The 16,409-nt window shown below is 34.9% G+C and carries 16 protein-coding genes and 1 tRNA gene; 13 read left to right on the top strand and 4 right to left on the bottom strand.

Features of this window, described 5'->3' with window-relative positions:
- Window position 1: 1 nt before the first annotated feature.
- From ACFX5D_RS04095 to ACFX5D_RS04035, 13 genes are all read left to right on the top strand, one after another.
- Complete coding sequence (locus tag ACFX5D_RS04095) at window positions 2-454, top strand: hypothetical protein (RefSeq protein ID WP_379856981.1); 453 nt, start codon at window positions 2-4, stop codon at window positions 452-454.
- The gene (locus ACFX5D_RS04090; protein WP_379856980.1) at window positions 454-882 is read left to right on the top strand and encodes a hypothetical protein; all 429 of its coding nucleotides are present in this window, start codon (window positions 454-456) and stop codon (window positions 880-882) included. The genes ACFX5D_RS04095 and ACFX5D_RS04090 overlap by 1 nt, the downstream gene beginning before the upstream one ends.
- A 10-nt stretch (window positions 883-892) precedes the next feature.
- Window positions 893-1,525 (top strand): peptidoglycan-binding domain-containing protein, encoded by a 633-nt coding sequence (locus tag ACFX5D_RS04085; RefSeq protein WP_379856979.1) that lies wholly within the window; start codon window positions 893-895, stop codon window positions 1,523-1,525.
- Between the two features lie 102 nt (window positions 1,526-1,627).
- Window positions 1,628-2,227, top strand: a complete 600-nt coding sequence (locus ACFX5D_RS04080; protein ID WP_379856978.1) for a glycoside hydrolase family 19 protein — start codon at window positions 1,628-1,630, stop codon at window positions 2,225-2,227.
- Between the two features lie 3 nt (window positions 2,228-2,230).
- Window positions 2,231-2,569 (top strand): hypothetical protein, encoded by a 339-nt coding sequence (locus tag ACFX5D_RS04075; protein WP_379856977.1) that lies wholly within the window; start codon window positions 2,231-2,233, stop codon window positions 2,567-2,569.
- Between the two features lie 2 nt (window positions 2,570-2,571).
- Window positions 2,572-3,126, top strand: a complete 555-nt coding sequence (locus ACFX5D_RS04070) for a hypothetical protein (protein WP_379856976.1) — start codon at window positions 2,572-2,574, stop codon at window positions 3,124-3,126.
- 19 nt (window positions 3,127-3,145) lie between these two features.
- On the top strand, window positions 3,146-3,628 hold the full coding sequence (locus ACFX5D_RS04065) for a hypothetical protein (protein ID WP_379856975.1): 483 nt from the start codon (window positions 3,146-3,148) through the stop codon (window positions 3,626-3,628).
- A 1-nt stretch (window position 3,629) separates the two neighbouring features.
- A complete protein-coding gene (locus tag ACFX5D_RS04060; protein WP_379856974.1) occupies window positions 3,630-5,816 on the top strand; it encodes a zincin-like metallopeptidase domain-containing protein in 2,187 nt (728 codons plus the stop codon).
- A gap of 1 nt (window position 5,817) precedes the next feature.
- Window positions 5,818-6,327, top strand: coding sequence for a hypothetical protein (locus ACFX5D_RS04055; protein ID WP_379856973.1), 510 nt, complete (start codon window positions 5,818-5,820; stop codon window positions 6,325-6,327).
- Between the two features lie 82 nt (window positions 6,328-6,409).
- Complete coding sequence (locus ACFX5D_RS04050) at window positions 6,410-6,895, top strand: hypothetical protein (RefSeq protein ID WP_379856972.1); 486 nt, start codon at window positions 6,410-6,412, stop codon at window positions 6,893-6,895.
- A gap of 3 nt (window positions 6,896-6,898) precedes the next feature.
- Window positions 6,899-8,623: a hypothetical protein gene (locus tag ACFX5D_RS04045; RefSeq protein WP_379856971.1), complete on the top strand. Its 1,725-nt coding sequence runs from the start codon at window positions 6,899-6,901 to the stop codon at window positions 8,621-8,623.
- An 11-nt stretch (window positions 8,624-8,634) separates the two neighbouring features.
- Window positions 8,635-11,907, top strand: a complete 3,273-nt coding sequence (locus ACFX5D_RS04040) for a hypothetical protein (RefSeq protein WP_379856970.1) — start codon at window positions 8,635-8,637, stop codon at window positions 11,905-11,907.
- Window positions 11,908-11,963: 56 nt separating this feature from the next.
- Window positions 11,964-12,305, top strand: a complete 342-nt coding sequence (locus ACFX5D_RS04035; protein ID WP_379856969.1) for a hypothetical protein — start codon at window positions 11,964-11,966, stop codon at window positions 12,303-12,305.
- A 452-nt stretch (window positions 12,306-12,757) separates the two neighbouring features.
- On the opposite strand, the gene ACFX5D_RS04030 is transcribed toward ACFX5D_RS04035, so the two are convergent.
- From ACFX5D_RS04030 to ACFX5D_RS04015, 4 genes are all read right to left on the bottom strand, one after another.
- Window positions 12,758-13,927, bottom strand: a complete 1,170-nt coding sequence (locus ACFX5D_RS04030) for a tyrosine-type recombinase/integrase (protein WP_379856968.1) — start codon at window positions 13,925-13,927, stop codon at window positions 12,758-12,760.
- A 122-nt stretch (window positions 13,928-14,049) separates the two neighbouring features.
- Window positions 14,050-14,136 (bottom strand) — tRNA-Ser (locus tag ACFX5D_RS04025).
- 59 nt (window positions 14,137-14,195) lie between these two features.
- The gene (locus ACFX5D_RS04020) at window positions 14,196-15,224 is read right to left on the bottom strand and encodes an asparaginase (protein ID WP_379856967.1); all 1,029 of its coding nucleotides are present in this window, start codon (window positions 15,222-15,224) and stop codon (window positions 14,196-14,198) included.
- Window positions 15,214-16,350 (bottom strand): 1-acyl-sn-glycerol-3-phosphate acyltransferase, encoded by a 1,137-nt coding sequence (locus ACFX5D_RS04015; RefSeq protein ID WP_379856966.1) that lies wholly within the window; start codon window positions 16,348-16,350, stop codon window positions 15,214-15,216. The genes ACFX5D_RS04020 and ACFX5D_RS04015 overlap by 11 nt, the downstream gene beginning before the upstream one ends.
- Window positions 16,351-16,409: the final 59 nt, after the last annotated feature.

The following is a 16,409-nucleotide window of genomic DNA, read 5'->3' as shown; positions in this document are numbered from 1 at the left end:
AATGAAACAAGGATTAAAAAACCCGGCTATTGCCGCTTTTGCTTCCAGCCCAAAAGGGCAGGAAGCCATTGCAAAAACAGCTAATCTAGGTATTATGATTTTGAAAATTGGTGTTATAGCCGGTGCGTTAACGTTTGCTTATTACAAAATTTTCAAAGGTTTTTCTAAAGTAAAAGAAGACGTATTATACAAGCCCAGTAACATAAGCGTGACGATAGCCAAAGCAAGAGCAGAAGCGATTTACACCGCTTTGTTAGGATCAGCTAAAAATTACAGTACCGTCGAAAAAAACTTATCAGGATTGAACCACAACGGTTTCGTACGACTTTATAACGAGTTTGGAGAAAGGCGAAGCGCATTATTGACAAATATGAATTTGGTCGAATGGTTACAGGACCAGTTTAATGAAGATGACATTGCAAAATTAAGATTTTTAATAAAAGGATTTTTCTAATGGTAAGCACAAAAAAGAAAATAATAGTAGGCGTGTCCATTTTGGTGTTTGTAACCGGTGTTTATTTCCTGACTAAAAAAGGAAAAGACGGCACTTCAGTACTGGGAGGGAAAAAACCAAAGTACATAGACGAAGGCGATATAAATTTAGTTCCCGTATTCTCTGCGAAGCAAAAAGTAAGCATTTTGTATGATGCGATGAACAAATACAACGGCACGGATGAAACTTTAATATTTGAAGCCTTGACCGATGTAACACAATCCCAATTTGGATTGATAAACAAAGCGTTTGGACATAAAAACTACAATCGAATACTAGGTTACAACACTGTAGGTGGGACTAATTTACCGCTAAAAACATGGCTAAGAGAAGAACTTGGTGATGCAGATTACAATTTATTAAGAAAGAAATTTCCAATTTATCTATAAAAGAAATAATATGAAAGTGAGCAATGATGATAAAATATTAATCGGGGCCGGTGGCTTGGGAGTGATCCTATTGGGTTTTTTGTACTGGAAGAAAAAACAGGTTGAAAAAATTGATGATTTACCAACCTACACGCCCGAAGTAGAACCCGTTTCTACTCCAAAAATGACAAATACACCAGTACAGGGTGCAACTTTAGACCGGAACAAACTTCTAAAAGTGGGAAGCAAAGGACTTGAAGTAAGAGAATTGCAAAGGCTTTTGGGAATTGCGATAGATGGTGCTTTTGGCAGCAAAGAAACCTTACCCGCTTTGCAAAAGGCAAAAGGAGTTTCGGAAATAAGCCTTAATGCGTTTGCTTTTAAAAAAAAAGTAGCAACAGTCTTACCAATAAAAGCATCGTTGCCAAAATCATACCCCAAAAAGGGTCAGAAGTTAATGGCTGCGAAAAACGATACTGCGATTACCAACTCTAAGAAATTGGCTAACGGTTCTTATACCAATACTGGAAAAAGAATTTTAGGGACTTTCAATTATGGAGATTCTCTAGGGACTTTTGTTTCAGTAAATATCAACGGCTATTATTTGATAAACATGTCTGGAGAATTTTATTTTGTTAAACAAGATCAAGTTAAAACCTATTAGAATGACTCAAACAACAGAATCAACATTAATGATTGGCGGAACAATAGCAATACTAGCATTAATGTTGCTATTGCCAAAATCAGAACCTAAAAAAGTGATATTATGACAAGTTTTATAACATTAAATAGTGGTGCTTTTTTAAAGTCTTTTATAAAGTACGGGATTAATAGCCCACTTAGAATTGCTCACTTTTTTGGACAATTAGCTGTAGAAAGTGCCAATTTCACCGCAAACGTTGAAGATATTTCCGTTGCAAAGGCGCAAGCGAATTATCAGAATCACCCCTATTTAGGAAATAAATTGCCGGGTGACGGATACCGATTTAGAGGGCGTGGATTGATCCAATTAACAGGACGTGGAAATTATCAGAAATACAAAGATTATTCAGGTGTCGATGTTGTTAATCATCCCGAATTAGCCTCTGTATTATCTACTTCAATTGATATTGCTTGCTGGTATTGGGTGCATGGCAGTTCTTGGGGAAACCTAAACAAATATGCAGATAAGGACAGTGTAGAATCTGTTACTAAGGGTGTAAATGGAGGAACTAATCATTTAGCACAAAGAAAAACAGCTACCACCTACTACAAAGCCCAAAAAATAACATTGGACTATTTAAAAAAAAAAATCAAATTACTACCAGTTAAACGCATTAGCTGGTCTTGGTTTAATAGCGGTGTTAACAACCATTTGCATTATTAAAAAATGAAAAACACCATAATAACTGAACTCGAATACTTGAAAGATTACTTTTTATTTTGCCTAGTTGTCTTTGCAGGAGTTTTCACCAAAACATACAATGCAGTAAAGAAAGGAAAAAAACCCAGTTTAAGTTGGTTTTTAGCGGAAGCAATAGTAAGCTTTTTTGTTGCAGTCTCAGTATATGCAGTTTGCGACCAATACTTGAATTTAAATAAAATGTTTACCTACGTTATTTGTGCGTGGGGTGGTTCGCTCTCCACACTGATCCATAGCGAAGTTGAGGAGTTAATATCCAGCTTCTTTGAAAGTTTAAAAAAATTAATAAAAACAAAACTTACCTAATTATGATTACAAATTCTCAACATCAAAACCCATTCAATTTATTTTTCAAAGTGCTTTTAATCTGCATCACTCTTTTCGCAATTTTAGTGCTTTTGGATAGTTGCGCTTCAAAGCCAGTGCAGAACACGCACACCATCGAGCGTATTATCGAGCACAGAACCGACAGCGTAAAAACAACGCAGGTGAATGCTGCCATAATTGATAGTTTAATAGTTCAAATTGCAAAAGTGAAAACCGCAAAGCCTGAATGCGACAGTATTACACAAGCTACTTTAGATCAAGTTTTGAAGCAATTAAATACCAGTAAGAAATCAGGCAATAATGAAGCTACCATTCATTATGACGAATTTTTAAAAAAGCTGGTAATAATTTTAAAACAAGCCGAAACCAAAACCGAAAATACCGCTACAAAGAAAATTGATACCGATACCAGCAAGGATAAAGAAATAGTAAAAGTTGAAGTAAAATACATCCCATGGTGGGTTAAATGTTTCGCTTATTGGGGCTTTGCTTGTCTTTTGTATGTCGCATGGAGAATTTCAAGGATTTGGATTTAAAATTTTAAAAAACAACAAAATGAAATTTCAAAAAATTGCCATAGCAGGAGGAATAATAGTATTAGGAATCTATTTACTGAAAGAAAAAGCAAAAAAGTTAACGGCTCAATTTTCGGAGGTTAAAATTTTGCCAGTAGGTTTTAAAAATCTGGACGGTAAATGGAACGACGGAAAACCGTTTGTTACATTCAATTTGGATTTGAATTTTATCAATCCTACCCTTCAAAAATTCACAGCCGACGGTGTTGTTATCACCTTAAAAAAGTTGTTGTTTTATGACAAAAACAATGTTTTTTTAGGAGAATCAACCCTTAACATGACTTCTTTAAGTATTCCAGCAAAATCAAGTACGATTGTTAGAAACGTGCCTGTAATACTCGATTTGCAAACGACAATTGTAAATGCAATTGCAATTATAAACAAAGGCGGTTTCAGTCCTGAAAACATAAAAACGGAAGCTGTTATCAGCGTTTTTGGATTGGAATATAAATTGAAACAATAAAATGAATTTAGCCCAACAATTCAATAGCCTTAACGGTATGATAGTTTCAAGGAAAACCCTTGAATTACTATTAGAAAAAGCCGAAAAAGAAAAACATACTGTAATATCAAAACGGGTCCTGAAAGTGCTTGAAGCTTTTCAGGATGATACGTTTTTGATTGAGATTAATAATTTAGTAGAGCCTTTTGGCTTGAATGGTTCTGACGATGTTCATGGATTACTGGGAGGACTGGATTTTGTACCAACATCAGAAGATGTAGGACTTGGAAAACCTGTTTCTCCTTCCGAAATTTATGACATGGTTACTCAGCGAATGATTGACCTAATCAAAGAAGCAAATAAAGGCGATTATAAAAGGGCTTGGAAAGAAGAGGGTTATTTAATCCCATACAACTTCGTATCTAAAAAAGCATATAGAGGCGTAAACGTGATTATGTTAACACCCATTTTTGGTTTGTTGGACAATCCTTATTTTTTGACTTTCAACCAAATTCAAGAAAAGGGCGGAAAATTAAGAAAGGGAGCAAAAGGGCACAAAGTGATCTATTACTCGACTTTCAGTAAAGAGTATTCCGATGCCGAAATAGAAAAGCTAAACACGGTTATTGTTGATAATAAGCTTGAAAAAGGAGACGAAAAAACAATGTATTTCTTGAAATATTACAACGTTTTTAACGGTTCAGATATTGAGGGAATCAATTTTGATTTAGATAATTTTCCTTTTGCCGGTAAAGTTTCAGACGACAAAATTTTGTCAGGGAATAATAAGAAAATAGAAATGGCCGAGGCAATTATCAAAAATTATCCACAGCCACAACCTGAAATATTTTTCAAAGGAAGCAGGGCTTTTTATTCTCCTGGTGAAGATACAATCAGTATGCCGGATATTTCAAAATTTGACAGTTCTATTGATTTTTACCGTACACAATTGCACGAGTTAAGTCATAGTACAGGACATAAAAGCCGCCTAAAAAGACCTTTTGAAAATGAGTTTGGAACTCCTGAATACGCTTTTGAAGAATTGATTGCAGAATTTGGTTCAGTATTCTTGTCAGCACAAGCGGGAATTATGTTTTTTACCAATAAAAATCACGCTGGGTACTTGAAAGGTTGGAATGAGAGCTTATTGACAGTATTAGAAAATGACAATCGATTTTTAATGAAAGCAAGTAGTCAAGCCCAAAAATTAGCCGATTTTGTATTACAACCTGATGCAAACGGAAATTTCAAGTTTATGAAAGATGTAAATACGGAATCGAAAGCCAAAAAAGCAGTTATAAAGACCATTGCAAAGCCAGTTCCTACAAAATCGACCTCAGGGCTAAAAACCCTGAGGTTACGAAAACCAAAAGAAAAGGTGTTGTCAATTCCTGAACCTGAAAAAGTTGACAAAAACGGACAATACGCACTTTTGGGAGCAGTAAAAAAAGGTTTGAACGCTCCGAGAGTAGAGAAAGTAACCGTTGCAAAGAATGTAAATAAAAACTCCCTTGCGTACAAAATGGCTAATAAGCCTACAAATGTTGACTTTTTTAAAATTGAGAATAAAGACATTGCCGACTTTTTAGGGAAAATAGAGCATAAGAAAAAAGAGAGTATTGTGATCTCTCTCACAGGTGGTCAGGGTTCAATGAAAACTAGAATGTGTTTCCAGTTTATAAATGCCTTGGCTCAAAATTACAAAGTTGGTCATGCCAGTATCGAAGAGCATCCCGAGAGTAGTTTGTATTATGACAAAGCCGAACAATATTTGAATGCCAAAGCGTTGCAAAACATTGAAAGCCCCGAGATCAAAAACGTTTCGGATTTAGAAATATTAATACGAAAAAGCGAAGTAGTTATAATTGACAGTTTCTCAAAAATGCAGGAAATGCAAAAGGGTTTTGAGGTCGATAAGGATTTACGGAAAAAATATAACGGGAAATTATTCATAGTCATATTCCAACAAACCACGGACGGAAAAATGAGGGGCGGAAGCAAAAGCCAGTTTGATGCTGATATTGTTTTGTTTACAGAGAAATTGGCAGATTATCGAGATAATTACATTTATGCCGATAAAAACCGTTACCAAAACAAACCGCTGGATGGGTTGAAATTCAATATTTTCAGTAAAAAGCTTGTCCAGGATAAAACAGAAGAAGTGGCAGAACCAACAACAAATAAAAAATTATCATTTAAAGTAAATTAAGATGAATCTCTACGACTATTACAAGGAAGAATTAGCGACAAAAAAAACATTGTCCTCGAAAAAAGCATTTTTGACAAAATCAGAAAAGGCGCTAAAAGTACATTTAAGTGATTTGGAAGAAGGTAAAAAAACAGGTCCGCATGGCAATATGAAATACGCATATCTACACGGAGAACCTATTACGCATATCAGAATTTCAAAAGTAAAGACAGAAATAAAAGTAATTCAGAATCTAAAAAAATCAATTGAAGACATGAAAGCATCAGGATTAAAAAAACCAACAGTAAGAGGATTAAAAAAAGTATGCAGTCACTTAGTAAAAGCTACAGGTTTGAAAGTAGATGGAACACTAAAAAAAGGCTACAAATATGCGACGGGTGGTAAAATTGTAAAAGTAGCTCCGGCTAAAAAACCAGTTGTAAAAAAGAAAGTGGTCAAAAAACCCGTTGCAAAGAAAAAACCCGTTGCAAAGAAAAAGCCAGCAGTTAAAAAGAAAGCAGCAAAAAAATAAGCGTTAACAAAAAAACAATTAGGCATTAATTTTTTGGGGGATTGTACCAGTTGCAATTTCCCATTAAAATAAAAATAAATACATGGCAATCCAAAAAACACTAAAATTTATAAAAGACTCGACTGGTATTGTTTTGTTGTACAACACACAAAATAATTCACTTGTAGCTTCTTTCAATCCTGCTCAAAGTATGGTGCGAGAAAATGAAGACCCTTACAGATTTAGAATTGTATCTAGTTTAGCCCTTGACAGAGAGGGCTTTCTTTTGGATTATAGGACTATAAATACGGTATTATGTGTGCCTTTAATTGTAGAGGCTAACATCAATGATTTTTTGGCTGAATTGTCGAGGAAGTTTTTTTTTTTAGAGAATAAAGAAAAACACCGCCCGTATGCGGAGGGTGAATTATGTATTTTCAAAAGAAATGGCAATCCAAACAAATTGATATTAGAGGTTAATGATTTTGTTATGGGGATGGTGGAAGGCATTTTTATAGAGGGAACTTATTTGGGAGGAAATTCTGCTTTATTAGTGAGTTTTGATATTGTTGAACGGAAAGAATTTTAAATTATGAAAAAAATAGTACTACTTATTGTCGTTTTGATGCAAACTTGTTTGTTTGCACAAGCCACACAAATCATTGACAAACCCCTAAAATTATCTAGCGTTTCCAAAGGAACTGCTAATGATAGTATTTTGCTTTTGAGTGCTTCAAGATTGGTGAAATACATACCCGTTTCGGAACTTAAAACAGCTACAAATTTAAACTATTTAGCCAATCCAACGGGTGGAACGGTTTTTTCCAGTACAGGAAGCGATGCCTTTTTACCATTGGCAACGGCAACTAATGCGGGCTTGTTTTCACCAGCAGAAAAAACCTCTTTAGGATTGAAAGCAAATATAGCTTCGCCTACTTTCACAGGTTCAGTAATTGTTCCCGATGCTACTTTGTCAACACAAGCTGTAAATAAAGGGCAATTGGATATTGTAAGTCAGTGGACTAAGACTGGTAATGATATAGAAAATAATAATATAGGAAATACCTCCATTAAAATTCTACCACTTAAGAATTTTAGGTTATTAAATTCTGTAAATACTGTAGTAGGACAAATTGATGAAAGTGGTATCGGAACCTTTGGTGCAGGATCAACTTACACATCATTTGGACCAGCTAGTGCTAATGTCCATCTTAAGATGGTTCGCTCCCAAGCCAATGCTGATTTTACTATAGGTAATCCCCAAATCGCACAGGCATACACCTTACGCTCCAGTAATTATTTTGGAACAAGCTACTGGGCAGGAAGTTCTGAAAATTCTGGTTCAGCAGTTGCAGAGCATAGTTTTAACATTGGTAATTCTGTAGGTGATGGTATTACTTCAGGTATCTTTAGAATAGGAAGAACAAGATTGCAGTCTACTGTTGCTATTAAGTACGCTACTGATATATCGGCTAGTTATGATGCAAGAACTCTCATTGATAAAGGCTATCTTGACGCAAGACTAGGAGCTTCAGGTGGCGGTGATATGGTATTGGCATCAATTCAAACTATTTCAGGATTAAAAACATTTCTAGCGGGTAAGTTTGGACTTCGTAATATAGCTGATACATCCACTTCGTTTTTTACCAATACCAATACGGCAAATAGAACATACACTTTACAAGACCGGGATGGGATTTTATTAGACGATACAGATTTAGCTTCTTTGGCACCAAAAGCTTCCCCAATTTTCACTGGTTCCGTTACTGTTCCTGATGCTACGCTATTAACACAAGCAGTGAATAAAGGACAATTAGATTTAAAACAAAATATAAATTCTACATACTACATTGGAACGACAGCAAACGCATTAAACAGAACTTCTGCAATTCAAAATCTAACAGGGGTTAATATTGATGGATCTTCTTTTTCTACTTCATTCATATCTATTTTTAACGGTGTAACAAATACGGATTTTAATATTCCTTTTGCATCTACAAGCGGTAATATTGAATCATTGTATAAAAAAACATCTTTTTCTTTTAATGCAGTTGCAGAACTATTTAAAACCAAGAATGCAACATTTAGCGGTTCAGTTGTGGTCCCTGATGCGACGCTATCAACACAAGCAGTAAATAAAGGACAATTAGATTTAAAACAAAATTTACAAATAGTAAATGATATTGATACAGCAAGTATCTCTAATGTAGGCAAATTGAGGTATTACACCAGCGGAAATATTTCTTACGTTGATATGTCCATGCAAATAGGATCAGGCACTTACGCTTGGGTAAATATTATACAAAACATCTGGTAAAATAAAAAATAATGGGAAAAACATATATAGCGGACAGTTTCAAAACTACTGCAGGGGTTGATTTATTGGCTAGTATTGGTGGCAAGACTGAGAAAGAGATAAATACTTTCTATATTCCGAACAATTATAACTTCGCCTTAATTGGCACGGTAACGGAGAAAAATATAATTATTTCATTTGCACATGACTTATTGAATACGACAGTTAATTTCGGAAGCAATAAAAATATTACATTTAATGGAGGGTCTTTAGTAAATGGCACTATACAAGGTGCTAATTGTCAAGTCGTCGCAGATAAGATTAAAATATTTTCAAGCATGAATACCACTTTTACTGGGACATGGCTTAATGATGTGTACCCAGAGTGGTGGGGAGACAGGAGTATTACTTCCTATGACTGGCAACCAGCCCTACAAAAATCTTTGGACTTTGTGAAATTGAGCAGCGGAAAAGTGAAGTTGTCAGCATACTTATATACTTATTACAACCAATTAACGGTGAGTTCAGGAGTGTCTATTGAAGGCGTATCGAGAGGAGAAACGGCATTGGGAGCAGCAGCTGTAAAAGGTTCGGTATTGTGGTGTCTAGGTAGTTCGTTGGGGTCTACCACTTATGACAATACAGCAATTAAGATTGTTGGAGGAATGACTACATTATCTAATTTTACGATTAAAGGACAACGCTCCTTGACTAAATATGGTTCTGGAATTCAGGTATGTGGCGTAGGTAATGGTTCTGGAAGCGCTGCGTTGTTAGAAGGACTGGTTTTTGAAAACCTTCTGATTCACGGATTTCAAAAAGGCAAGGGATTGCATTTAGTAGCTGGTAATTCAGGAGCGATTACCTATAGTAACTTTAACAACATAAGGCTAAGGGATTGCGCGGAACACTTAACAATTGAATCACTGTCGTCAAATCCGATTTACGGAAATTTAGGTTCGACTGGACTGGCATACACAAATCCCGCAGGTTTTATAAATTCAAATGATTTTAAAGGGTTGTACTTGTCTGGTTACTGCGAAAGTGGGATAAAGATAATAACACAGTACAACACGGATTTAATAAACAGTCAATTAGTCTATACTCCAGCTAATAATTTAACTTTTTCTGGAGTAGTGATAGAGCCGCCATCTTCATCAAATTCACACATCAGACTTGAAGGTGGAGGATCATGTGTTAGAATGCACGACATTAGAATAGAAGCGTTAAATCAAAATTCTACTTTTCAGAATGTGCCAGTAGTGTATTTAGGCGAAGGAGTTAATGGAGTGTACATCAATGGAGATCAATGTTCTGTGCCTATTGTGGATTTAGGATATAACAATCGCATAGAGGGACATAGCGCAAAGAATGCAAATGCATCGCCAGACACCACTAATTTATATAAAAATTCCGCTTTTAAAAGTTTAGATAAAACTGGAACGAACATATACTTACCGGAATGGACTGTTGATGAATTATCCTCAGACGTTGCTGACACTTACTATTGGAGACCTTTACAAAGTAGTAGTACAGTGACGATTAATGAAAGTTCAAATTTTGTAGACACTGAATATAAAACATTATCAATATCGGTTCCACCAAATAAGCAAATCAGAATTTATCAGGATATTGATAGAACACTGCATAAAATTCCATCTGGAAAAGTAAACTGCTTTGCAAAGGCAAGTAATATTAAAGATGTTATATGGACATATCAAGACAGTGTAACTCCTATAGTTTCTGGAGGAACAACTTTTGGAAGAAATTCTTTTGAACAAATTGGAGGATTTTTCCATATAACAGATACTGCTGTGAGTTCTTATTATAGAATTAGTATATTTTGTCAAAATTACGGTAGTACTAACATTGATTTTGAAATTACCATGCCATCTTTCGTTGTTGGTGATGTAACTCCTGCCTTGCCAGCCAAAGTCTTAACAGACAATGGAGGAACTATTTATGGAGTTTTGGCGTATAATACTGTTAAAAATATTAAACCTATATCAAATTCAAATCATAGGGTAGCAGAGGCTCCTAGCGATGTAGTGTTACCTAAAGACGGGAACTTTTTTGAAATCAACGAGACAGGGTTCTACTTTCAAAAAATAAACGCAAATAGTAATAGATTCCCACGAGGAGCTGTTATAACACTACTTTTCAATTTTTCAAACATAGATATAATTGATTCTAATTACATAGATATATTAAAGCCTTTTATATCAAAGATTGGTTCAACAATAACATTACAGACAGTTGAAGGGAATGGCTTATGGAAAGAGATATCAAGGTCGGAACCACAATCGGAGGGATTGTTTTCTGGAGAAATCTCACCAATGGTTAGTGCTGGATATATTACAATAGACAATAGTTACAACTTATTTGAATTGACTAATTCATCAGCTACACCTTTGAATATAAGTCGAATTAACAACATAACGCAACGTTTTACAGCAGGTAAAAGCATCACAATAAGATTTGTGTCAACAGGTAGCAATGTAGTATCGATAATCAATAGCGGTTATATAATACTTAAAAAAACAGGTAACTGGACACCTAACGACGGTGATTGGATAAAATTAGAGACTAGAGGAGATGGTAGTTGGTATGAGATAGAAAGAAAACCATTATTATTACCTGAAATGTACATAGGGTACTCTTTAATAGAAACAAGTGCAAGTATTGCTACAAGTTTTTTAACCCTTCCGATAACAGGTGAAAATTATTTTAAATTAAACAACAGCAGTGCAGGAGGATTAAGCATTGCCCGTATAAATCAGGCAACACAACGATTTAGCCCTGGAACAGAAATAATATTATCGTTTGGAACATTAACTAATGGATTATCTATTGTCAACAGTGCTTATATAACACTATTATACCCAGGTAATTTTACAGCCATAACAGGTGACTGGATAAAGCTAATCACTACAGGGGACGGAACATGGATGGAAGTTCAAAGAAAACCATCAGCACAATACCCATTGGATTTAAGTGTCACGCTTTCAGCATCTAATCTGGCTACAAATTTTTTAACCCTACCTATAACAGGAGAGAATTACTTCAAACTAAGTGCTGCAACATTAGGAGGTTCAATAAGCAGAGTTAATAATGGGGGAACTGCTCGTTTCGGAGGAGGAAAGATAATTATGTTAGAATTCATCAACGTCACAAATACTATTACATTAGTGAATAGTGGTTATTTAACATTAGCAGGAGGAGTTAATTATACGCCGGCAGTGAATGCTGTAATAATTTTATTCACAAGAGGAGATGGTACGTGGAGAGAGATGTCTAGGTTTTAATAATTATGAATAAGCTGAACTTTGAGCCATCTTTTTAAATAAATAAAACATCCACTATGAATAAATTTTTAAACTTAATACTTGGTACAACAGATTTGCCAACATATTTTGCGGGACTGTTTTTTGCTTTGATCGGGCTGGCGTTTTTCTATAAAAGAAAACTTTCAAAAAGAAACAAGGTGTCGAGAAATACACCGTATCGTTTTGATCTAAAATTTTTCACACAGGATAACCTTGTCGAACTTGTTTTTTCAATTATGGCGATTTTCTTGGCTTTACGCTTTTGCGTGGAGTATGCTGGGGTAAAACTTACAATGTTTTACGCTTTGGGTATTGGTTTGGGCTTGCCTAATGTGATCTCTTATTTGTACTCGGTACAGGGTAAAGCACGAAAATAGGTTTTATTTGGGTTAGTTGGTTAAAAATCGTGTTACAGCAATGTAACACGATTTTTTTTGTTTTATATGTTCTGGGCGATTGTCAGGAAGTTACGGGCTGGCAATTCTCTCTTTATAGTAGTTTTTGTGTGTAGTAATCCACATCTTCACAAAAAAACGACATTTGCAATTAAAAACCAAATTTTTGTAAAAATATTTTTTGCACTCCCTCACCCTCTTTTTTGTCAAAATACAGGAAATACAAAACTGTATTATAGTGTATTTGTCTGTTTAGTGCGGTTGTATTACTTTTAAAAAGCTAAAAAACAAGCATTTAAACACAAAAAATACAAAAATACAAAAAATACAGTTTTTTTCCGCTTCGTATAGCGTGCTGTAACAAATTTCTGTTTTACTGGGCTTGCAAGCGTTTTTCGCTAAAATCAGGAGTTTTGCAAATATTTTGCAAAATGCTAAAAAGATACGTTTGCATCTTGAATTGTCACGTCACAACCTTTGTTTCTTGGCGTGTATAGTTCTGTTATTTTTATATCGTAATGGCGCGCCTGGTCCCGAACTTTTATGGCAGGAATTCCGCTGTTTAATAAATCGGTTATTCCGGTATCTTTTAAAGAGTAGAATTGATATTTACTTTCAAGGTTTAATTCTTTTCTTAATTTTTCCCAAGCCGTTGCAATTTTGCGTACTGGCATTTGAACTGCTCCCACATTGAAATTATCACTTGAAAATAAATAATGATTGGGATTAGAATTTCCAATATGCTTTTTTAAAATTGGTAAAAATTGAGAAGGAATCGTAATGAATTCATCTTTTCTGTTTTTAGTAATTTCTTTCGGCAAAAAAATAGAACTTTCTTTGAGATTAACCATGTTTACCAAAAGCTTTCCAAGTTCTGTATTTCTGACAAGGCAAAAATAAGTAGTCATGCACAACACATAAAATCCATTGTCGTAACTCTGTAGTTTTTCGGTTATTTTATTCCTAATATTCTCGGGGAAAACTTCACGCTTTTTTGGCTGTGATTTCATTGGCAGGATCCCATTGACTGGATTTTCATTAATAATGCCTCTACTCACAAGAAAACTACAAAAAAGCCTTAAAAATGCTAGGTGATTGTTTCTAGTTCTGGGCGAGTTATTCCGGTCAATATAAACCCAATCCAAATATTGCACGCAAAGCTTTTTATTGATCTCCAGTGCAAAAGTGATTTTGATGCGTTTTTCTACAAAAAACTGCTGCAACAAATTCAAATTAGAATTGTAGGTTCTTAGCGTGTCCTCTCGAACTACTCCGTCTTTCAATTGTTTTTTCAACTGCTTCAAAAAGCCCTCAACAACTTCCGTAAACGTTTTGTAATTTTTACCTGTCTCTTCAAGAAATGGCGACCAACCCTCAGCAAGCCTAATATTGATTTCCAGTACAATTTTCTTCCCGTGTTTAATTCGTTCCGTTTTGCTGGCTATCGTTGGCACACGTAATCGCTGACACTCTAATTTTCTGTTTACAGGATTTTTTGCGTAGTACACAATTATCCAGTCTTTGTTCATTCGGAGTTCTGCTGGCTTGTAGTCTAAAAAAGCGATGCTTTTATTACGTGTAGAGAAGTTTTTAGAATTTGGCATTTTTTTATATGGCTTAAAAAACTCATCATTTTTTAAACTATAAATATTTGACACAAATTTGACACGCATTTTTAATAAAAACCCCGTAACCCCTTTGTATATAAGGGTTTACGGGATTTCAGCAGAGAGGATGGGATTCGAACCCACGATGCAGTTACCCACATACTAGCTTTCCAGGCTAGCTCCTTCAACCACTCGGACACCTCTCTATTTATTTGGTTTGCAAAGAACACGAAAAAAAATGAGTTAGAAAAGTAAAATCTAATTATTATACCATTTCTCCGCGCAAAGATGTTTCAAAGATCTCTTTAAAGTCGCCCGAAGCTATTTCTTGGCCTATTAAATACATTAATTTCGTGATTGCTGCTTCGGTGGTGATGTCCTTTCCAGAAATAACACCAATTTCTTTCATAGAAGTACTCGTTTCATATTGACCCATACTCACGCTTCCTGCAGAACACTGTGTCACATTAATGACATGCAGGCCTTTATTAATGGCTTTTTTCAAAAGATTGATAAACCAATCTTCTGTAGGAGCGTTTCCGGCTCCATAAGTCTCTAAAATAACTCCTTTAAGATTCGGAATATTAAGAATAGCAGCCAAAACAACTTCGCTAATTCCCGGAAACATTTTAATAATAGCAACATTGTTATCTAACTTCTTATGCACCTTCAAATGTAAATCAGTTTTTAAAGGTAAAAATAATTCTGAATTCAGTGTTAGATGCACGCCAGACTCTACTAAATGCGGATAATTTGGAGATGTGAATGCGTTGAAATGTTCCGCATTTATTTTTGTAGTTCTATTACCTCTGTATAATTTATATTCAAAGTAAAGACCTACTTCACTAATGACTGGCTTTCCATTTTCACGCAAAGAAGCAATTTGAATAGCAGTTATTAGATTCTCTTTTGCATCAGTACGCAAATCTCCAATAGGCAATTGGGATCCGGTAAAAATGACTGGTTTAGATAAATTTTCTAGCATAAAACTTAAAGCAGATGCTGAATAAGACATCGTATCTGAACCATGAAGCACTACAAACCCATCAAAAGAGCTGTAATTATCGGCAATGATCGTGGCAATCTTTGCCCATTTTTCTGGATTCATATTAGATGAATCAATAGGATTCTCAAAAGAAATAGTTTCTATCTCACAGTCCAATTGTTTCAATTCCGGTATTCTTTGCAATAGTTTACTGAAATTAAACGCTCGAAGTGCCCCTGTCTCAAAATCTTTTTTCATACCAATCGTACCTCCGGTATAAATCAAAAGTATTTTGGATTTAGACAACATCGTGATATTTTAATTTATTTACAACAGGATTGGCATACATGGCAAGAAAACCTTCCAAAGCAACTGGATTATCATGATCAATTCTCATTTCTAATCGGCGCTCAAAAAGTAATTTCTCGCTCTCCGTATATAAGCACGAATAGGTATTGGATTTATTTACAATATCATAAGCGATGAAATTCGTAGGCCATAATTTATAATTACTTAATACCGTGTCGTCTATAACTTTAGCTAAAGCTTGTATTTGCTTGTTTCCGTTGTCGTTTTCTACTGCAATTTTATCAATTTCAGTATCTAAAACTTTATCAACATGAATGTGGATTCTTTTCTTTTGTCCCATGGTACCGCTAAGAATAGTCATGAAATCCTCATTTTTTTCCTTAATATAAATTTCGTTATTGGCTTCTGCCATCAATTGAGGCATTTTTAACGCATCAGTAGGGTCATATTCATATGAAATAGATACCGGAACGATTTTTATTTTTTTGAAATAATCCATCAAATTCTTCTCGTCAGAACCCATTCCTACCATTTTTAAAACCCCGGGGTTAGTCACATCATTTCCATCTTTTGTTCTTCCTTCTCGCTGTGCAATCCAAACGGAACGATTTTCATGAAGTAATAGATTCCCAATATATTCTGATAGTAATTTGGAGCTTTGCAGCATTTCTCTCGGAGTCTGCCCTCGTAATACCAGAAAATTACGATTCAGTTTCGCTAACGTACTTAAAAAAGCTTTTTTAACTAAATTGTCTCCAATTGCTGAAGCCGTCATTCCTAAACCATTTTCAAATAATGCGGTATTCAACAAGGTTGTATCCAAAAGAATATCTCGATGGTTTGATATGAATAAATAGGAAGTACTTTTTTCTAAATTTTCAAAACCAGAAGTCGTCAAACCCTCAGAGCTCTTCTCTAGTACTTTTTGAACGGAATGATAGATGAAATTACATTGAAAATCACGTATAGAATGCGTTTTCTTGAGTTGTTCTTTCCAAACTTCGTCTTCCACATCAGGGAAAGTAAAGTTCATTAATGCCTTCATCATCGGATGATGTATCACATGGTGAAGAGCCTCGTTTACTTCGGAATCGTAAAATGGCCGAATAGCGTCAAATTTTTGCATTTTGGTTCTCAATTTTTGTGTGGCAAATGAACAAAAAAAATATTAAAATAATGTAACTT

The organism is Flavobacterium fructosi (assembly GCF_042787335.1).
Classification (GTDB): domain Bacteria; phylum Bacteroidota; class Bacteroidia; order Flavobacteriales; family Flavobacteriaceae; genus Flavobacterium; species Flavobacterium fructosi.
This window is presented reverse-complemented; position numbering and strand designations above follow the sequence as displayed.